The 20,597-nt window shown below is 57.1% G+C and carries 16 protein-coding genes; 5 read left to right on the forward strand and 11 right to left on the reverse strand.

From position 1 onward, the window contains the following. Position 1: 1 nt before the first annotated feature. Both ACK3SC_RS17010 and ACK3SC_RS17015 read left to right on the forward strand, forming a co-directional pair. On the forward strand, positions 2-1,819 hold the full coding sequence (locus ACK3SC_RS17010) for a hydantoinase B/oxoprolinase family protein (protein WP_416841430.1): 1,818 nt from the start codon (positions 2-4) through the stop codon (positions 1,817-1,819). A 265-nt stretch (positions 1,820-2,084) separates the two neighbouring features. Next, positions 2,085-3,449 carry an MmgE/PrpD family protein gene (locus ACK3SC_RS17015; RefSeq protein WP_416841431.1) on the forward strand — a complete coding sequence of 455 codons (1,365 nt, stop codon included), beginning with the start codon at positions 2,085-2,087 and terminating at the stop codon, positions 3,447-3,449. Between the two features lie 67 nt (positions 3,450-3,516). Here the strand turns inward: ACK3SC_RS17015 and ACK3SC_RS17020 are convergent, their stop codons facing one another. The 6 genes from ACK3SC_RS17020 to ACK3SC_RS17045 form a co-directional block, all read right to left on the reverse strand. Further along, positions 3,517-4,356 (reverse strand): polysaccharide deacetylase family protein, encoded by an 840-nt coding sequence (locus tag ACK3SC_RS17020; RefSeq protein WP_416841432.1) that lies wholly within the window; start codon positions 4,354-4,356, stop codon positions 3,517-3,519. A gap of 100 nt (positions 4,357-4,456) precedes the next feature. Beyond that, complete coding sequence (locus ACK3SC_RS17025) at positions 4,457-6,244, reverse strand: TCP-1/cpn60 chaperonin family protein (protein WP_416841433.1); 1,788 nt, start codon at positions 6,242-6,244, stop codon at positions 4,457-4,459. A gap of 90 nt (positions 6,245-6,334) precedes the next feature. Further along, positions 6,335-7,714, reverse strand: a complete 1,380-nt coding sequence (locus ACK3SC_RS17030) for a dihydroorotase (protein WP_416841434.1) — start codon at positions 7,712-7,714, stop codon at positions 6,335-6,337. A gap of 54 nt (positions 7,715-7,768) precedes the next feature. Then, entirely contained in the window at positions 7,769-9,205 is a 1,437-nt protein-coding gene (locus tag ACK3SC_RS17035) for an amidase (RefSeq protein ID WP_416841435.1), read from the reverse strand. Between the two features lie 187 nt (positions 9,206-9,392). Next, positions 9,393-9,908: an Lrp/AsnC family transcriptional regulator gene (locus tag ACK3SC_RS17040; protein ID WP_416841436.1), complete on the reverse strand. Its 516-nt coding sequence runs from the start codon at positions 9,906-9,908 to the stop codon at positions 9,393-9,395. Positions 9,909-9,975: 67 nt separating this feature from the next. Continuing rightward, positions 9,976-11,325 (reverse strand): aspartate aminotransferase family protein, encoded by a 1,350-nt coding sequence (locus ACK3SC_RS17045; RefSeq protein WP_416841437.1) that lies wholly within the window; start codon positions 11,323-11,325, stop codon positions 9,976-9,978. A gap of 170 nt (positions 11,326-11,495) precedes the next feature. Here ACK3SC_RS17045 and ACK3SC_RS17050 point away from each other — a divergent pair, with 170 nt between their 5' ends. After that, entirely contained in the window at positions 11,496-12,983 is a 1,488-nt protein-coding gene (locus ACK3SC_RS17050; RefSeq protein ID WP_416841438.1) for a CoA-acylating methylmalonate-semialdehyde dehydrogenase, read from the forward strand. A gap of 38 nt (positions 12,984-13,021) precedes the next feature. Here ACK3SC_RS17050 and ACK3SC_RS17055 read toward each other — a convergent pair whose 3' ends face one another. The 3 genes from ACK3SC_RS17055 to ACK3SC_RS17065 form a co-directional block, all read right to left on the reverse strand. Continuing rightward, entirely contained in the window at positions 13,022-13,267 is a 246-nt protein-coding gene (locus ACK3SC_RS17055; RefSeq protein WP_416841439.1) for an acetyl-CoA carboxylase, read from the reverse strand. Positions 13,268-13,403: 136 nt separating this feature from the next. Continuing rightward, a complete protein-coding gene (locus ACK3SC_RS17060) occupies positions 13,404-14,375 on the reverse strand; it encodes a biotin-dependent carboxyltransferase family protein (RefSeq protein ID WP_416841440.1) in 972 nt (323 codons plus the stop codon). Continuing rightward, positions 14,375-15,274, reverse strand: a complete 900-nt coding sequence (locus ACK3SC_RS17065; RefSeq protein WP_416841441.1) for a 5-oxoprolinase subunit B family protein — start codon at positions 15,272-15,274, stop codon at positions 14,375-14,377. Before ACK3SC_RS17065 ends, ACK3SC_RS17060 begins: the two co-directional genes overlap by 1 nt. Positions 15,275-15,837: 563 nt before the next feature. Between ACK3SC_RS17065 and ACK3SC_RS17070 the strand changes: the two genes are divergently transcribed. Beyond that, entirely contained in the window at positions 15,838-17,193 is a 1,356-nt protein-coding gene (locus ACK3SC_RS17070; RefSeq protein ID WP_416841442.1) for an acetyl-CoA carboxylase biotin carboxylase subunit, read from the forward strand. A gap of 29 nt (positions 17,194-17,222) precedes the next feature. Here ACK3SC_RS17070 and ACK3SC_RS17075 read toward each other — a convergent pair whose 3' ends face one another. Together ACK3SC_RS17075 and ACK3SC_RS17080 are read right to left on the reverse strand one after the other, a co-directional pair. Further along, positions 17,223-17,714: an Lrp/AsnC family transcriptional regulator gene (locus tag ACK3SC_RS17075; RefSeq protein ID WP_416841443.1), complete on the reverse strand. Its 492-nt coding sequence runs from the start codon at positions 17,712-17,714 to the stop codon at positions 17,223-17,225. A gap of 118 nt (positions 17,715-17,832) precedes the next feature. After that, a complete protein-coding gene (locus tag ACK3SC_RS17080) occupies positions 17,833-18,594 on the reverse strand; it encodes a LamB/YcsF family protein (RefSeq protein WP_416841444.1) in 762 nt (253 codons plus the stop codon). 172 nt (positions 18,595-18,766) lie between these two features. Between ACK3SC_RS17080 and ACK3SC_RS17085 the strand changes: the two genes are divergently transcribed. Beyond that, positions 18,767-20,134, forward strand: coding sequence for an aspartate aminotransferase family protein (locus ACK3SC_RS17085; protein ID WP_416841445.1), 1,368 nt, complete (start codon positions 18,767-18,769; stop codon positions 20,132-20,134). Positions 20,135-20,597 lie beyond the last annotated feature (463 nt).

The raw sequence follows: 20,597 nt of genomic DNA on the forward strand, positions 1-20,597 counted from the left end.
TATGAGTACAGAAAGCCACGATAGCGACGACAGCACGTACGAACCGAGCGCAGCGGATATCCTCCGTGAGCGAAACATCGACCCGGTGACGATGCAGGTCATCGGCGGCGAACTCGACACCATCGCCCAGGAGATGGCCTACAAACTCATCCGGTCGTCGTACTCTTCGATTATCCGAGAGAGCGAAGACATGGGTGCGGGCATCTTCACCACTGACTGTCGTGAACTCTGTGAGAGTGACTCCACACCGATGCACGTCGGGTCACTCATCGGGTATCTCGACGGGATGTACAAGACGTTCGAAGAACGTGGAATCGAGCGAGAAGAGGCAATCAACGAAGGCGACGTCTTCATCCACAATCACCCGCACTACGGGGCGAGTCACTCACCCGACATCGCTGTTGCAGTGCCCATCTTCTACGAAGGTGAGCACATTGCCTGGGCAGCCAACACTGCACACCACCTCGACATCGGGTCGGCGACACCCGGCCTCGCCATCGACCTCGAAGACATGTACGCAGAAGGAAGCCTCTTCCGTGCGACCAAGGTCTACGACGAGGGAGAACGGGTGGACGAGATTTGGAATTTCATTCAGGACAACGTTCGGACACCACGAGAGGTCATCGGCGACCTGCAGGCGCAGATTTCCTCGTGTAACGTCGGAAAAGACCGGTATCTCGCGCTCGTCGAAAAGTATGGTCTCGACGAGATTCAACAGGCAGGTGAGGCGCTCATGGACTACGCCGAGGCGCTCCTTCGCAACGAGATTCGGAAGATACCCGACGGCACGTACTACGCCGAAGATTACCTCGACGACGATGGCCGCAACCGCGGTAAGCGACTGAAAATCGCAGCAGAGGTCATCGTCGACGGAAGCGACATCACCGTCGATATGAGCCAGTCGGCTGACCAGACGCCAACTGGATACAATATCCCGTTCCACGGCTCGACAGACGTCTGTATCTACTTCACGATTCGGTCGATACTGATGGATACGTTCGTTCGCGACGAGTATCTCCCACAGAACTCTGGGACGTTCGAGCCGGTTCATCCGAAAGCGAGGCCGGGTTGTATGTTCAATCCGACGCCACCGACGTCAGCATTCGCACGCATCAACCAGGTGGACAAGATGAGCGACCTCATCATCCAAGCGCTGGCCGAAGCAATTCCTGACAAAGTGTGCGCCGGTACCTGCGGCCAGGTGTACTTCGTCAGTTACGGTGGGACGAACGACGCTGGCGAGTACTGGGTGTATCTCGAAGTGAACGAAGGATCGTACGGCGGACGACCGAATGCAGACGGCCTCGACGCAGTCGATGCCCTCGTCCACAACACGAAGAACCGGCCGGTCGAAGATATCGAACTCTCACACCCGATGCGTGTCGAGCATTACAGTCTCCGCGAGGACGGCCACGGCGCTGGCAAGCACCGCGGAGGTCACGGCATCGTCCGCGAGTCGACCTTCCTGACGAACGCGGTGATGACCATGGAAGGCGACGGCAACACCTACCGGCCACACGGGCTGTTTGGCGGTGGCGAGGGGACACATGGCGACCTCAAGCATATCAGAGCCAACGGTGAAGTCGTCGACCTCAACTCGAAGGAGTCCGGCTACAAATTCGAGGCAGGCGACAGAGTCCTCATCAAGACGGCGAGTGGCGGTGGATACGGCGACCCACACGAACGCCCGTCTAAACAGGTATACGAAGACTACCTCGATGGGCTCGTCTCGGCCGAAGATGCCAGAGAAAACTACGGAGTCGTCATCGAAGACGGTGAACTCGACGTGGCGGCGACGGCTGAACTTCGGTCTGCTTGAACTTCGGGTGCCTGAACTTCGGTCTACCTGAAGTACCGGTTCGACCTGGACGCACTACTCGGCCCACTCGATACTGGGCCATGTCACAGTCTACCACAATCTTTTTGAGACTGTCTCATAGACTAACCGATGCGTCGAACACCGAGTGGTACCGACGCGCCCCAACGAACCGAAAGACGACCAACCAGCGACGCCCGGCATCGTGCCGGGCACCGTGCCACAGAATCACACAACGTTTTATCGGCTCACTCCGAAGTGAGTCCGTATGTCATCTCCGCCGCGGGTACACGCTGAGCACCCAGAGCAGACGCTAGCCACGTTCGTCTCGAACCTGACATTTGCAGACGTTCCACCCCAAGCTATCGACACAATCGAACGGGCGTTCGTCGATACTGTGGGGGTAACACTGGCGGGAGTCCGCGCCGATGCCGGTGCCCGTGCCGCCAGTGTTGCCACGGCACTGGCTCCCGGTGGAGACGGCGTTTCCGTCCTCGGGACCGGTGAGAAATCCTCACTCACAGACGCCACACTTGCAAACGGGACTGCTGGCCACGCGCTCGACTTCGACGACCTTTCGTGGGCGATGGACGGCCACCCGAGTGTTCCGCTCGTCGCACCAATCCTCGCACTGGCTGAGCAGCTGGATTCGTCGGGAGAAGACGTTATCACTGCGTTCGCCGCTGGATTCGAGACGGAGTGTTACGTTTCCGAACCGATTAGCCCAACCCACTACGAGCGCGGGTGGCATCCGACATCGACGTTCGGGACGTTTGGCGCGACAGCGGCGGCAGCGACGCTTCTCGAACTCGATGCCAGTGAAACACAAACTGCGCTCGCCATCGCCGCATCGATGCCGTCTGGGATAAAACGAAATTTCGGGACGATGACGAAACCGCTTCACGCTGGTCTGGCTGGCCGGTCAGGTATCACAGCAGCACTCCTCGCCGCAGAGGGATTTACCGCTGAAGAGACCGCCATCAGCGGGTCTCGTGGGTTCTGGGACCTCTACGCCGATGGTGCACAGCGGCGTGCAGACCCACCCGGTGACCCGTGGCGACTCGTCGAGACGGGTATCAGTATCAAAGCGTACCCGTGTTGTTACTTCACCCATACATCCATCGCTGCTGTCGAAACGCTCGTCGAATCACACGGTCTCGCCCCCGAAGACATCGACAAACTCGAGGTTGTCACGTCACGAGGTGCGGGTGACGCGCTCGTCTATCCGGAACCGAAGAGTGGCCTCGAAGCGAAGTTCTCGATGGAGTACGCGGTCGCGTGCGCGGCCACCCGTGACAGAGTCGACCTCGACGCGTTCACCGACGACGCACTCGACGACCCGACAGTCGACCGGGTTCGTGCGTTGGTTACCTTCGACGTGGACGAATCGCTCCCGTACAAATCGAATCACACCACCGTTCGCCTCACGACGTCTGATGGGGAGACGGTCGAAGCGTCACAGTCGATACCGCCGGGAACGCCAGACACACCGCTTTCGGAAGCAGAACTCCGGGCAAAGTTCCTCGACTGTGCGACCCGTTCTGTCTCCGCTTCGGTGGCTGAGACGACGTTCGACCGACTGTTGTCGCTTCGTACCGAACCAAGCGTTCGGGACGTGCTCGCACCGCTCTGAACGGCTGGAGTAGATGGTAAAAATGGCTGCTCGTTCGTGAGCCGATTCTCAGGGAGTGTTGTTCGACTCAGTTGCTGTTACGGAACTCGTTGGCAACGTCGTCCATCAACTTGAACTCGACACCGGGTTTCGTCATCATGTGCTGAATCAACTGTTCGAGTCGCATGATGCGGTGAGCCTGGCCGATGACCTGCGGGTGCATCGTCAGGATAAACACGCCGTTGTCGACGTTCTCGTGCATCCAGTCGAACTGGTCGTACCACCGTTGGAAGATCGAGTCTTCACTGACGTAGCCCATGCGGTGTGGACGCGCCCAAGTGAACGTAAACGGTGGCCAGTCGTCGCGCTGCCAGGAGACGGGAAGTTCGACGATATCTGTTGGTTCGCCGCGGTCGTATGGGCCGTCTTCTGGGGCACTCCACCCGCCGTAGGTGTAGTGTGGTGTGAAGTCGGATGCCATCTTACTGGAGTCCCACTTGATACCGATGTCTTGGAGGATATCCAGTGTGTTCTCCGAAAAGTCCCAGGCCGGTGAGCGATAGCCGGTTGGTTTTCGGCCGGTCAGGTCGACGATGCAGTCGACAGCGCGTTCGACGTCCGCACGCTCGTCTTCTTCACTCTCGAACGTCGCAGGGCCTGTGTGACTCCACCCGTGATGTTGGATGTCGTAGCCACGGTCCCACACTTCTGCAGATATCTCTGGGAAGCTGTCGATCGTGTGCCCGGGAACGAACCATGTCGCTGGAACGTCGTACTTGTCGTGTAAATCGAGCAGGCGCGGTGCGCCAACTTCTGCTCCGAACACACCTCGGGAGTGTCTGGTTGGCATATCCCACGAGCCGTAGGACCACAACCACGTCGATACTGCGTCGAAATCGTATGATAGACAGACGGTAGCCTGTGCCATGGTACGATTATACGTCCCACTGCGACTGCTTAAGTGTTTATTGAGTTGTCAGAATTGGAGATAATTTGCTGGACTGCGGAGGGGTGGCCGAGCAGACAGTCTATGTGTCCCACCGAGTTCCGGGAGTTTCTTCGAGGTAGTCCAGATGTTTCTCAGCACGGTCGTCGTAGATAACGTCGTCCGGTCCGAGTGGCTCTTTCGTGAACGTCGCATCGATTGCATCGTCGACGCGAAGGATGAGGTCTGTCACTTCGCTCGCACTCACGAGCATCCGATATTTGTAGGCAACTGGGTCGAAGACACCGACGTCAGTCGCACTGGCAACCGACCCTGCAGGAATGACAAATCCCGCATCCCTCTGGCCGTTGACCTGCGCAGCACGCAGGTCAGCGATGAGAGTCAGTGGGTCGTAGCCTGCATTCCGAACGAGGGTTGCGACAATCTCCTGTAACGCATCGGCAAATGCAACGACTGCGAGTTGCGCACGTGTGTCGAGTTGCGTCGCCCGGTCACGCACGGCTTCGGCCATCTGGAGTTCGATTGCACCAGCACCCGGTACGACGCCCGGTTGTGCGGAGCCAAGTCCTCTGCTCGCCGCCACCGCAGCTGCTGCCTTTCGAATCTCTGTCGCTGCTTGGTCGGCAAGTTGCCCCGACACGCCGTGGACGACCATTGCGACAGAGTCTGCGTCCTCACACTCGTCGAACACAGTCATGTAGCGGTTCTTTCGCCGCCCTCGCCGCGGCGACGTTCGTTCGATAGAAACGACACCAGCGTGACCGAGGTCACTCGCTTCGACATCGGTCGGGTTCCGGACGAGGCTTGCACCCGTCGCGAGTGCGACTTGCTTCATTTCGAGCGCGCTCACGGAGCGAATACCGAGAATACCAGCATCTGTGAGCAGTCGCTGATATTCGGCGTTTATCCCGAGGCGTGTGACGACGACGTCGATGCCGAGAGAGACGTACTGGTCGACGAGCGCTCGGCGACGCGACGCGTAGAGCTCTCGGACATCTCTCAACTGGTCTGGTGACTGCAGGTCGAAGACCGCGTCTTCGTCCCACTCGGGGTCTTGCAGCCCACCAGTCGTGTGGCCATCGAGAAGGAGCACCGTCGCGTCTTCGACTCGTCTGGGCATCTCGTCGTTCGCTCGTGTGTTCCTGTCGAGAACTGCACCACGGACGAGTCTGGAAGACGCCAGGTCGCCCTCACCGAGACATCGAACGACGAATGTCTTCTCTGTTGGTCGTCCGATTTCGTCGACTGCATCGACTGCCATCCGTGCCCACGCATCAGCGAGTTCACCGATATCGTTTCCTGTCATCGCAGACCGTGCGACGGCTTGTTCGGTCGCCCGCTGGTCGTCAAATGTAGAGAGTAACCGGTTCTGCGCAGAGAGAACGTCTAACGCGGTTTCGACCGCGATTCCATACCCTTCCCGAATATCGTGCGGGTGGAGACCGTCGTCTATGAGATTTTCTGCCTCGTCGAGAAGCGCACCCGTAAGCACGACTGTCGAGGTGATTCCATCGGGGATGTCTTGCCCTTCGATAGCAGTGGTTCCGGGCCGTTCTGGCCCGAGGACCCGACGGACGATGGGCGCGATCGGATGTTCGATTGGGAGTTCTTCGAGCAGTGTTGCACCGTCTCCCGTCACGGTGAAAATGTCGATCGGAGCATCACCTCGGTTTACCGGTTCTGTCTGACTCGCCAGCTGGTTGACGACGAGTTTGTCGTGGGACCGAGGGCCAAGTGAACTACCGAGAACGTTCGCCATCGCACGGACGGCGATACAGTTCGCGTGTGGAAATCGTGGAATCGGTGGGTCTTCGGTGACACTCGCCGGTGAATCGGCCGAGAGTCTGTCGTTTTGGTGAAGACTACTCATCTATCGGTACCTATCTCTCTGAGAGTAAAAGGTTGTTCCCCGATAACACGTACCAACTACTGACAAGACGGGGGCGCGTCCCCGGATTTCTCAGACGCTCCAGTCAGGAAGGGTGCGCTCTATGAACTTCCCGTGGCCGGGTGACCCGACGATTTCACCGTCTTTGGCGACGAGTTCGCCTCGCACGTACGTCTGTTTGACTCGACCTGTTACCTCTCGGCCTTCGTAGATGGAGAAATCGGCTTCAGACGCGTTGTCTGCTGCGGTGATGGTGTACGTCTCGTTCGGGTCGAACAACACGACGTCGGCGTCCGTTCCGGGGTTGAGATTGCCTTTGTTCGGCAGTCCGAAGATTTTCGCTGGATTCGTGCTCATGACGCGAACGAGGAACGGGTAGGAAAAGCCACGGTTGTTGACCGCTTCGTCGTGAACGACCGGGAGACTGGCTTGTAACCCGTTCGCGCCGAACGTACTCTCCCACCAGTTCTCGACGTTCTTGCTCTCGAGTTTGTACCCACAGTGGTCGGTCGAAACGACGTCGAGTGAACCGTGGCGGAGGTGTTCGAACATCGCTTCGTTGTCGTCTGGCTTGCGAATTGGCGGCGCAATCATCGCTTGATTCCCGAGTTCTCCGTAGATCGAATCATCGAGTACGAGATAGTGCGTACAGGTCTCCGCGCGGACCATCGACCCGTCGCCACGGAAGTCGGCGAGTACGTCGGCAGCCTTTCGGTTGCTCGTGTGGATGCCGTAGTACTTCGCACCCGCTTCTTGCGCCATTCGAACGGCGTCCTCAGCGGACATCGCTTCTGCATAATCCGGCCGCGACTGCGGATACCACGTTGGGTCACCCTTCCCCTCTTCTTGGAACAGCGCCGTCAGTTCGTCACAGATCGAGGCGTCCTCAGTGTGGAAGACACCGACTGCATCCAACTCTGCGATACGCTCCAGAACGCGGTTCATGAAGCCGTTTCCAAGCCCAATCTCGTAGGCGGTGAACATCTTGAACGATGTGACGCCCGCGTCGATGACATCCGCTAATTCGTCGAGTACCTCGGGGTCCTCTCGTGTAATTGCGCCGTGAAGACTGTAGTCGATGAGTGCTGTCTCACCCTTCTGCTGTTTTCGACGGACGCCTTCGAGCAAGGTTCCCTCGGCATCGAAGGGGCTCAGGTCACCGAGCCATGCCTGCCAGGCGAAGTCGATATACGTCGTAATCCCACCGAGTGCTGCGGCACTCGTTCCGGTTTCGTAGGTGTCGACTGAGAACTGGTCGTCGATGTGGACGTGCGGGTCGATCATGCCCGGCATGACCAGTAGGCCGGTTGCATCGACAACCTCGTCGGCGTCCGGCATCGAGTCGGCATCACCCACCGCGACGATTGTTCCATCGTTCATGGCCACGCTCGCTTCGAACATGGCTGAGTCAGTTACGACTGTCCCACCGTTGATCACGGTATCTACTGCCATACTCAATGACACCACGTACCAATACAAAAACGTTGACCCCCGGATTGCTCTCCTTTAGTCAGCGACGCGCTCTACCGACCGAGCGACTTGCAGAGCACGCATATCTTCGAACTGGGGTGCGACCACCTGTGCGCTCACTGGGAGGCCATCGATAGTCGTAACCGGAACCGAAACTGCCGGTGTCCCGGCGATGTTGAATGGGGCGGTGTTGCCCAGGAGCGGAATAAAGTCCTCTCGAGTAGTCGTCTCTCCACGTTTGGGTGGGAGGGCACGGAGCGTCGGTGTAACGATGGCATCCACCTGTTCGAATACGGCTGTGAGACGTTCACCAAACGCGATGCCTTCGTTGCGCGCTGCCGTATACGACGCCCCACCTGTCGTTGCATCCAGGAATGCAGGTGGGAGAATCCGTCTCGCGACGTGTTCACCGAGTCCCCCGTCCCGAGCCCGTTCGAATGCGTCTCGAAGTTCTTCACTGTAGCCGGTCCCCTGGCCTCTGACGATGCCGTTTCCAGCGAGTAACCACGAGAACTCTGCAGACCCAATGTTGAGGTAGGCGGATTCTGTCTCTCCCAGGTCGAGTTCGACAGACTCGACAGAGACGCCGACCTCTTCGAGTCGGTTGGCAACCTCGCGGACCGCCTGTGCCACCGACTCGTCGGACCGGTCGAACGGTGAGTCTGGGATCCCGACAGTCAACCCTTCGGCCGATTCGAGGGCGACATCCACATCATCAGCGGTCAGGGGCCGATTGGCCGCTGTCGGGTCTCGTGGATCAGGTCCTGCCATTGCTGCAAGCGCGTTCGCTCCTCCCTCTACAGACGTGGTAATGGGGCCGATAGTATCGAGTGACGGGGCGAAGTCGACGAATCCGTACCGTGGGACGAGTCGATGGGAGGGTTTGACACCGACGACACCACAACAGGCCGCAGGAATCCGTATACTCCCTCCTGTGTCGCTCCCGAGTGCGACATCGACAGTCCCCGCCGCAACAGCAGCAGCACTCCCACTCGAAGACCCACCGGCAACTCGGTCAGGGTTACGGGGGTTCGTCACGTGGCCAAAGTCGCTGAACTCCCCAGTCGGCCCCATCGCAAACGGCTCCATGTTGGCTTTGCCGACGAGCGTTGCTCCCGCATCCAAGAGGCGGCTGACTGCGGGTGCGTCGAACGATGGGACGAGAGAGTAGGCTTTTGACCCACACGTCATCTCAAGGTCGGCGACAGCGATGTTATCTTTGACCGCGACTGTGACCCCAGAGAGAACGCCAGTATCAGAACCGACACGCGACTCGTCGTAGACAGCAAGGAGAGCATTTTCGGCATCATCTGCGGCGTGGCCACGGTCGGTGCCGTTGTTCGCGGTCGCCTCGAAGCTTCCGTCCGCTGCAGAGTTGGTCGACTCGGCGATTTCGGCGAGCAGTTCGTCCGAAAGCGTGAATCCGAGACGTTCAGCCTGTGTCCGCATCTCGTCGAGAGAGACTCCGGTCATGGGCGCTCGATCCACTGTCTTCGAAGGAATCGTACTCGTGAGGTTGGGGATGTATCTCCCCGTGACTGGACGCGTCGCTGTAGTATGTGTCTGCGTGCCATGGATACGAGTCTAAGTCAATCCTCTTAACTTCGACGACGGAATGCACCGATTCACTGCCTGCTCTGAGGTTACTCCACTCCCGTCGTCAATATTCGAGGAGCTTCGAACGCATCGCCGAAGAGAGGTTCGCAAAGACCCCCGTGTTCGTGGTCAACTCTTTCATCACGAATCGCGAAGACGTCTCGTCGACGCCTTTGATACTCACGACTTCGTCGATGAGGGTGTTCATCTGGTCGCGATTCTGGAGTCGTGAGATGATGACGAAATCTGCGTCACCCATCGTGTAATACACCTGCTGAACCCCCGGGAGGGCTTTGAGTTGCTCACCGATGTCGTCGGCGTACCCCTTTTCGTGTGCGACAGAGACCTCGGTTATCATCACCATGTCGAGCCCGAATGCGACAGGGTCCAGTTCTGCAACAGTTCGCCGAATGACGCCCGACTCGCGAAGTTTTGTCAGTCTGTAGTGGACGGTCGATTTGGATATTCCCAGTTCGTTCGAGAGTGTCTCGAGACTCACGTCGAAGTCAGATTCGATGCGTTCGAGCAACGCGAGGTTGGTCTCGTCGAACAGCAGGGGCTCTTCGATACTGCCTGACATGGTAGACGTTTGCACTGGAGTGAAAAATAGCTACCTCTCGCGAGCACGATGATGACCGCCGACTGAGTCAGGCAATCATCGCGTCGTCCGAGATGCGTAGCGCCTCGTCGAGAACCGCAACCGCTTCGTCGATTTCGTCAGGCTCGATGACGAGCGGCGGTGCGATGATGAGGGTGTTTATCATGTTGGCAACGTACACTCCTTCGTTCCACGCGTGCCCAGAAACCTCGTCGACGACGGTCTTTCCGGGCGATATCTTGTCCTTTCGGACGCCGAAGGGGACACGTTTTTCGGAGTGTTTCGTGAGTTCGATGCCGCGGAACAGTCCGACACCGCGAACGTCGCCAACGCTTGGGTGGTCTGCTGCGAGTTCATCGAGTCGCTCCCCAAGGTAGTCGCCGACTTCCCGTGCGTGGTCGATGAGGCCATCTTCGATGTACGTCTCGACAGATGCACGACCGGCCGCGACCGCGACCGGGTGTCCTGAGTACGTGTGTCCATGGCAGAACATCGTGTCTTCGAAGAACGATGCAATCTCGTCGGTGACGATGGTCGCGCCGAGCGGCGCGTACGCCCCCGAGAGACCTTTCGCCATCGCCATGATATCCGGCGTGACGTCGAAGAGGTCACACCCGAACCACTCACCAGTGCGTCCGAACCCGGCCATCACCTCGTCACAGATGAGGAGTGCGCCGTGTTCGTGCGCAATCTCCTTTAATCGCGGCAGATATTCATCCGGTGGGACGAGAATACCGTTCGACCCAACGACGGGTTCGACGAGAACGGCTGCGACTGTGTCGCCTTCGAGCATCAACATCTCCTCGATGTAGTCGAGGCTTTGCATCGGCTCGAGCGTCGACCCGTACGCGTACGGGTCAGGTGCTTTGATGACGCCTGGAATTCCCGGTTCTGCGGGGAGTCGGCGAGGGTCGCCCGTCACGCTAATCGAACCATAGGTCGACCCGTGATACGAGCGGTATCGTGAGACGATTTTGTACTTGCCAGTGTACATTCGCGCGATTTTAATCGCTGCCTCGATCGCTTCAGTTCCTGACGTGGAAAAGAAGGTCTTCGAGAGGTTTCCGGGAGTGACTTCAGCGAGAAGCTTTCCGAGTTTGGCGCGGTTCTCGGTCGTCATTCCCGGCGCAAAGTACGCTCCTTTGCGGGCTTGTTCTGCCATCGCATCGGCGACACGGTCTGCCGAGTGACCGAGGTTCGAGCACATCAACTGCCCCGAAAAGTCGAGCCGCTTGTTTCCATGTGCATCCCGGAAGTACACACCCTCAGCGTCGACGATTTCCGTCGGTTTGACCTCGTTTTGGTACGACCACGTTCCGAAGACGTACTGTTTGTCCATCCGTTCGATTTCGTTCAGGCCGTCGTCTTGGTCGACCCGCTGCGATTCTTCACTCGACATGAGATGCTTCGAGATATACCGAGCCCCCTGATTAATCTTTGGGACACGAGAACGAATAAGATAAAACGTCCGTCTTATTCGACGTGGAATTAGAAAACGTTCGAAAACTACTTCGATATTAGAATTTTATTCACCGTAAATTTATGGTCGGGTAGAGTGTTTGGCGACTCATGGCAGTAGTAGAATCCCTCACGGCAGATGGAACCGTTCAGAACTACGTGAACGGGGAGTGGCGACCGTCTGATAGCGAGGACGGACAAGACGTCATCAACCCTGCAACTGGCGAAACGCTCGCGTACGTTCCGTTCAGTACTGAATCAGAGATTGACGATGCGATAGCGGCAGCAAACACCGCGTTTCAAACGTGGCGGTCGACCCCCGTCGAAGCGCGAATCCAACCGCTCTTCCGGTTCAAGATGCTGCTCGAAGAACACCAGGACGACCTCGCTCGAATTCTCGTTCAAGAACACGGGAAGACGCTGGCTGAGGCAACGGGTGAACTTCGTCGGGGGATAGAGAACGTCGAAGTCGCCTGCGGCATCCCGTCGATGATGCAGTCTGGGTCGCTCCTCAACGCCGCACCGAACATCGACGAGAGTGCGGTCCGACGGCCACTCGGTGTCTTCGTCGCCATCACACCGTTCAACTTCCCGGGTATGATTCCACTCTGGTTCCTCCCGTATGCCGTCGCAACCGGCAACTCGTTCGTCCTGAAGCCGAGCGAGCGTGACCCGCTCGTCGCCCAGCGTCTGTTCGAACTGGTCGACGAGGCAGGCTTCCCAGATGGTGTCGTCAGCCTCGTCAACGGCGGTGCGGACACCGTCAACGCGCTCATTCAACACGACGACGTCGCAGGTGTCTCGTTCGTCGGCAGTACGCCAGTGGCGAGACACGTGTACGAATCCGCTGCCGCTGCCGGAAAGCGGGTCCAGGCGCAGGGCGGTGCGAAGAATCACGTCATCGTGAGCGACAGTGCGAATCTCGATTTCGCAGCGGAGAAGACACTGTCGTCTGCGTGTGCCTGTGCAGGTGAACGCTGTCTTGCGAACGACGTTGTCCTCGTGCACGAGGATGTTTACGACGAGTTTGCCGACAAACTCGTTGCGGCGGCCGATGCGTTCACCGTCGGCTACGGACTCGACGACGGCGTCGACATGGGCGCACTCATCACGCCAGAACACGAACAGCGCGTCCGAGAGTTCATTCAGACGGGTATCGACGAGGGAGCGACGCTCCTGCGCGACGGGAGAGAGCTCACCGTCGATGGCTACGAAGATGGAAACTTCATGGGACCGACTGTCTTCGGTGACGTGACTCCGGACATGGTCATCGCTCGTGAGGAGATTTTCGGCCCCGTCGTCGGTCTCGCTCGGGTCGCTAACTTCGATGAGGCACTCGAGGCACTCAACGCGAGTAAGTTCGGAAACGCTGCGAGCCTGTTCACCGAACGAGGGAGTGAAGCTCGCCGCTTCCGCCACGAGGCAGAGGCCGGGAACCTCGCGGTCAACGCGGGCACTGCCGCGCCTATGGCGTTCTTCCACTTCGGTGGCCAGAAAGACTCGTTCTTCGGCGACCTCCACGCACAGGGCGAAGACATGATTCACTTCTACACGGACAAGGCCATCTACATCGAGCGCTGGCCAGACGAGTCGATGTGAGCACTGTCTTCGAACAAAAATTCCAGTTGGAGTCCGGGTTAGTCGAGTTCGATTTCGACTAAATCGTCACCGGCTTCTATCGCTGCTTCGTTTTCGGCGAGAATCTTCGAGACGGTTCCACTCGCGTCGGCTTTGATATCCTGGAAGCTCTTCATCACGCCGACGACACCGATGACGTCGCCTTCTTCGACGTGGTCACCTTCTTCGACGAACACGGGGTCGTCTGGGTCTGGTCGACGGTAGAATACTCCTGGCATCGGGGCTTTGATTGTCGTTTTTGTCATCTGAGGTCCTGTTGATAGTGTGGGTTTAGTTTCTGGACTGTCTGTCGGTGATGAGTATACCTCATCATCTGATTACTTAGTTGTTCGTTGCCACTGTGTCGGCCGTGTCGGTCAACGTCATGTGAGCACGTCGCGGTCACGGCGTGAGTGAGTTCCGGATGGTTTCGAGCGTCTCCGTCCGGGTCGCTCGGGCAGCGAGTGCCTCTTCGAGCGTCACCGATTCGAAGTACACCGGTTGGTGGGTTCGTCGTTGCGACAGGAGGTCTCTGTCTGAACTGATGACCGTTCCAACCGTCGCATAGCCACCGCCGGTGACAGCGTCCCGCATCAACACGATTGGCTTTTGCGGCACCTGAATCGACCCGACGGGGTAGCCGAGGTCGACGACGTTGGACGGGTCAGTCCCGGCACCGAACGGTTGCTCACGCGGCTTGAAGTCGATTTCAGGGCCTTCGAGCCGGTATCCAACGCGGTCGGCTTCGGGTGTCACCTTCCACTCAGCGTCACAGAGTTCTGCTTTGCTCTCGTCGGTGAGGCGGTAATCACAGAGTCCGAGGACGATTCTGATGTGGTCTTCGTCGTCGTAGTTCGGAATGTGCTCGTCGGCGACTGTGTTTCCGACGAGGTGACTGCGGTCAGCGTCTACATCTCCGAGGTCGAGTGTATCACCGTCTTCGAGCGTCCTCCCGTCGTAGCCGCCGATCCCAACGAGCGTGTAGGTCGAACGACTCTCCATGACTGGTGTGACGTCGATACCGCCGGCGACTGCAAGATACGTCCGTGCACCGTTCGTCGCGAACTGAAGCGAGAGGACGTCGCCTTCGGAGACTGCAATCGTTTCCCACATCGAGACGGGTTCACCATTGAGTTCGGGGGCCATCTCGGCACCGGTGATGGCGACGACCGTATCTTCGGTGAACTTGAAGTCGCTTCCTTGGTAGGTCATCTCGACGGTGGCATCTCCGCTGTCGTTGCCAACCAGATAGTTGGCGACGGTGTGTGCGAACTGGTCCATCGCCCCAGACGGTGGCATCCCGATGTGATAGTGACCGTACCGTCCCGTGTCCTGAATCGTCGTCGAGAGGCCGGCTTCGAGTACTTTGATCATTAGTCTAGCACCTCCACGAGCTGGGCGTTGTACTCGTGTGGATTCTCGAAGAACTCCTCGGGCGAGAACTCGACCGCTTCGATGGTGTATTTGTACGTCCCGTCTTCGATTTCCTCACGAATCGCGTCGTACTCGGTCCGGTCGATACGTCTGAAGTTCAGGATGTCGCCCGGGTTGGGAAAGACCATGGAATCCTCGAAATCTGGGAGTTGTTGGTCGACGTCGAGAACCTCCAATGGCGTCCGTCCGAACAACTGATACCCACCTGCCCCATGCACCGGGTAGATTGCGGTGAACGCCCCACCGAACCCGACTGCGCGTGACGGAGTCGCCGTCCGCGGTTGCAGATATTTTGGCACCTCAATCTGTTCTTCGCGTGGGACCATCTGGAAACACCACGGGAGGCCGGGAACGAACCCAACCATCGTCACCATGTGCGGTGCGCCAGCGTGTGCGTCGATGAACTCGTCGGCGCTGTCGAAGCCGTTGATTCGGGCGGAGTACTCTAGGTCGGTGGCGTCTGGATCCTGGTGGTTATCACGGAACTCCATGAGGGTTTCGTGCGTCCACGGGTCGTCGTACAGGACCGGAAAGTCGATGATTCGCGTATCCCACTGGTACTCAGACAGGTCCGTCTCCCGTTCGATTTGTTTCAATTCTTCGACCAGGTCGGTCGGAGCGAGTTCGTCTGGGTCGAAGTGAATCATGTACGAGGCGTTCGCTGGGCAGATTTCGATGATTCCAGATAGGTTGCGCTCCCGTATCTGCTGGGTAATCGCCATGGCCTCGAAGTTGGCATCGAAGCTCATCTCCTGGTCGAGTTCGACGAAAATGTAGTCATCGCCACCATACTCGTATCGAGGAGAGAGTGACTCTTTCCGCTCAATTCTTGCAGTCATGGATTGTGTTATCATATTTCATCCTCTGAACCTATATCTACCGATTCAGTTCATCTACCTCCCTAGTTACAGAGACGAGAGACAACCCACCGAGTAGATTTCGTACACAATCCAAGGAGTGGTCTTTCCTGAGCCGTGTGCATCTATCACCACTTCGAGCACACATTTCCGAAGAACGTGGCCAATATTGACCTATTCACGTGAGGTTGACTGGCAATCTGTTGGAAATCAATTCACTCTCACTGAACAGAATCCGACACGTGTCTTAGATGTTAGACCAGCTCCAACACTGGATAAGATATTTAACTCCGTATGGGAATTGTGCACACGTCTACGAGCACAGACATGGAGACGCTCACCACGACCACAGCGGAGAATCTACCGGTAGCCAGGGGTCACCGAGACGTACCGAGCGTGACCCAGCACACGTTGTCCGACACAGACACTTCGATAATACCCGCTTCGGGAGTGTTCGAGCCCTCGATACCACCCCGTGCGGTTCACAGTCGACCCCGGTAGACAACCACTGAAACTCCAAATGACACTCACCAGTTCACCTACGTATGTTCGATAAAATTCTCGTTGCAAACCGTGGCGAAATCGCCGTCCGAGTGATACAGGCGTGTAAAGAACTCGGCGTCCAGGCCGTTGCAGTCTACAGCGACGCCGACGAGGACGCCAAGCACGTACGACACGCGGACGAATCGTATAACATCGGCTCTCCAATCGCGGCCAAGAGTTATCTCGACCAGGAGAAACTCCTCGACGTTGCCCGAGAGGCAGGCGTCGACGCGATCCATCCGGGGTATGGATTCCTCGCGGAGAATGCACGATTCGCTGAACGAATCGAAGCCTCCGAGTTCGAATGGATTGGCCCACCAAGTGACGTCATGCGTGCGCTCGGTGAGAAGACAGGTGCCAGACGGATTATGCAGGAGGCCAACGTCCCCATCGTCCCGGGGACGACGGAACCCGCAACAGGACCAGCGGACGTCCGGGCGTTTGCCGACGAACATGGCTATCCGGTTGCCATCAAGGCAGATGGCGGCGGAGGCGGCCGCGGGCTCAAAGTCGTCGAGCGAGCCGAAGACGTCGAAGAGTTATTCAAGAACGCAAAACGAGAAGGCGAGGCGTATTTCGACAACGCCGACGTCTACGTCGAACGATTCCTCGAGAATCCGCGACACATCGAAGTCCAGGTTCTGGCCGACCACCACGGCACCGTTCGGCACCTGTGGGAACGCGATTGTAGTATCCAGCGTCGTCAGCAGAAACTCATCGAAGAGACGCCATCTCCGTCACTGACTCCCGAGGTTCGGAGTGAACTCTGTGAGGCTGCCCGGCGTGGTGTCGAAGAAGCAGGCTACGTGAACGCGGGGACTGTCGAGTTCCTCTACGAAGATGGCGAGTTCTACTTCCTCGAAGTCAACACGCGGATTCAGGTCGAACACACGATTACAGAGGCCGTCACAGGGATCGACCTCGTCAAGTGGCAGATTCGGATTGCCTCGGGTGAATCCATCTCGTTCGAACAAGACGAGGTGACGCAGTCGCAGGCGGCGATGGAATTTAGAATCAACGCTGAAGATCCGTTCTCGGATTTCGCACCGATGCCGGGGACGTTGGACATCTATCGCCCCCCACGGGGCATCGGCGTCCGCATCGACGATGGTGTCGACGAAGGCGACGGCATCGCGCCGTTCTACGACTCGATGTTCGCAAAGTTCGTCGTTATCGCTGAGACCCGCGACGAGGTCGTCAAACGTGGACTGCGTGCACTCGACGAGGCAGACATTCAGGGGATACCGACGACGATTCCGTTCCACCAGCACGTTCTGACGGACGATGTCTTCTTGTCGAACGAACATACGACGAAATACGTCGACGAACAGGTGACGTTGGAGGGGGATTCGGCGTAATCGTTACTTGAGGGCGAGTCCGCTCTCACTCAGTCACTGGTGAGGATGCTGTCTCTGAGCGTCTGCACCGTAAAATCACGCAATGGATGTGGTTCGTTCTTGATCGTCGAGATGACGAACTTGGAACTGGTACGTTCGACACCATCGATAACCTCGTACTGTTCGATGAGTTGCTCAACTTTGTCTCGACTCGGGAGGTGCGCAATGACGATGAAGTCTGTGTCGCCCATCGTGAAGTAGACCTGATTGACTCCCTCGATGTTGCTGAGTGCGGTACCGACAGTTTCGTGATATCCCTCTCGATACTGTGCATCGACTTCGGTGATGATAGTCAAATCGAGGTTGACCTTCTCGAGGTTGACGGCGAACAGATCGTTCTTTATTATCCCGTCTTCACGGAGTTTCTTGATACGGTAGTGAACGGTGGATTTCGGAATCCCAGTCGCGTCTCCGACGGCTTTCGGACTCGGGTCCTCCAGTTCGAACACCGCGTTTAGAATATCGATGTCTCGGTCATCCATTGACTCGGGTCCTCGAAAGCGGGAGATATCTCATCGCTGCCTCCCAGAGTGGTCGATACCGCATTCTCGAAAGAGACGATGCATCGGGGAGGAAAATTGCATTCATTTCCTACCTCGGTCACACGATTTCCGTGAGTGGTACAATTTCGATACCGTGCACTTCGACACGGTCGTGAATCGTCTCTAGAAGCTCCACTGCGTTCGGCCCATCGCCGTGGATACAGATGCTCTGTGCGGGAATCTCTATTTCTTCCCCGTTCGCAGCCTCCACGACTCCGTCGGTAACGATGCTCACGAACCGGTCAGCAACGACATCCGGGTCTTTTGGCACGACTTCCTTTTCGACGATAAGGCTTCGGTCAGCGTTGTACTGGAGGTCTACGTACCCTTCGAAGACGGCACGAAGGTCGTCGTACTCCTGGGCAACCTCGTAGATATTCATGTCCGTGGCCAGATAGATGAGGTCGGAATCCACGGCGAGCATCCCTTCCATAACTGCACGCGCGTGGTCGGGACTCTCAGAGAGCATCGAGTACATCGCACCGTGTGGTTTGACGTGCTGGAGGGATGTGCCGTACTGGTCAGCAAATGCACTGAGCGCGCCGAGTTGGTACGTCACGTAATCTTTGAGTTCTTGCGGCGTTGCGTCCATCTTCCGACGACCGAACCCCACCTTGTCGGGCAAGCCTGGGTGGATACCGACGCCGACACCGTGTTCGGCAGCCAGTTCGACAGTCTCACGCATTACGTGTGGGTCACCTGCGTGGTATCCACCAGCGATGTTCGCAGACGTGATGTACGGCATCACCTCGGCGTCACGTCCCATCGTCCAGTTGCCGAAACTCTCTCCCATATCGCAATTGATGTCAACTGTTACCATGCGTATACTCGATAGCAACTTCCAGCAATATAGATTGTGCCCCTGTTGGAGTGAGACGACTCCCACAGAACATGGTGCGAATTGTGGTGTTGAAATTAAACGAAATCCTAGAATACTCTCTGAGCTGGGACGTTACAGAACCTATATAACGAACTCACACAAGTGGTAACGTATGACAGTGGGTCCACCAATCTCAGAACTACACTTTGACGACGCACCATCCGTCGGTGCGGTACCTGGTCCGAAGTCGAAGCATCTTCTCGAAAAACAACAGCAAATCGATAGTGGGGCTGTCGCATATCCAAACTACATTCCCATCGCGATGCACGAAGCGAAGGGCGCAACGCTCCGCGATGTCGATGGAAACACGTTCATCGACTTCTTCGCAGGAATTGGTGTCCTCAACGTCGGTCATTCGAATCCGTACGTTCTCGAGGCAGTCGAAGAACAGACCCGCCAACTCGTCCATACGATCGATTTCCCCACGGAAGCTCGTCTCGAACTCATCGAAAAACTCAACGAGATTGCACCGGGAGAACTCCCAGACTCGAACCGAGTTGTGTTCGGTGGTCCCACAGGGAGTGACGCGATCGAAGCGACCATCAAACTCGCCAAGTACAACACTGGCGGTGATGGGCTCATCGCGTTCCGAGGCGCATACCACGGTGGGTCCTCTGGAGCGCTCAGTCTCACTGGTGGAAAACAGTACAAAGAGGCATACACACCACTACTGTCTGACGTCCATCACGCGCCGTATCCCTATCCGTTCCTCCAGGGGATTTCGGAGGATGAAGCCGTCGAACGCGCCATCGAAAACGTTCGAGAACTCATCGAAGATCCGTATAGTGGGCTCGCAAACCCCGCTGGTATCTGGGTCGAACCGATTCAAGGCGAAGGCGGTATCGTCGTTCCACCGGCGGACTTCCTCCCACAACTCAGAGAGATTGCCACCGAAAACGACATTCCGCTCATCGTCGACGAAATTCAAACTGGAATCGGACGAACTGGGAAATGGTTCGCGTCGGAGTGGACCGATGTGACACCGGACGTGATGCCGATGGCAAAATCACTCGGCGGTATCGGATTACCGCTGTCAGCGACGATGTACCACGAAGACCTCGACACGTGGGGGCCGGGAGGACACGTCGGTACGTGGCGTGGAAACATCCCTGCCATGCGTGCAGGGACGCGAGCAATCGAATACATCCAGTCTCACGACCTCCTGGAACACGCTCGTGAACTCGGTTCGCTCATGCGGACACGACTCCGAGAAGTTGCGTCCGAGACGGAACAGATCGGTGAGGTTCGCGGGAAAGGATTGTTTACTGGCGTCGAGTTCGTCGACGAGGATGGGACCCCCGACAAAGACGTGGTAAAGCACATTCGAACGTACTGTTACAAACACGGTGTCTTGGTCTGGAGTGCAGGTCGATACGGAAACGTCCTCCGCCTCATGCCACCACTCGTGATAACCCGAGAGCTGATGGACACAGGGATGGACATCGTCGTCGAAGCGATCAAAGAGAACACAGGCCAATAACACAATGAGGACGAGCAGTGAAGCGAAATCCAATGTCCCAAATTCTTGTTTGGCAGAGTAACCTAACGTAATCCAGAGATACTGCTTTTCGGGTTGGCCGGTAGATTCGTCAACACGAGTCATTCCTGAACGGAGAGTCAACCCGCACTCGACGAAGTCTATTATCTCCCTTTGTCATAATTTCGGCAACCACAATAGTTTTAAGAACAAACAATACTGATTGGGTTCTAATTCCAGAATTTTGCCATCTTGGTCTCTTTTACTGAAACTGTTTAAAACAAAAATTTTTAAATACGCATATTTCATCGATTGCAATTCAGTCCGGATACTTATTCAGCACTGGGAGAGTGCAAAATTCTAACTTAGAAATGGTTCAATGTTCAATTACATTCTTACCCACTAGTAATGGGTTTATTTCCATGGTGTATCTATCTCTTTGGTGAGCGGGCACATTCACGATTGA

This window comes from Haloferax sp. DFSO52 (assembly GCF_048158745.1).
In the GTDB taxonomy this organism is placed as follows: domain Archaea; phylum Halobacteriota; class Halobacteria; order Halobacteriales; family Haloferacaceae; genus Haloferax.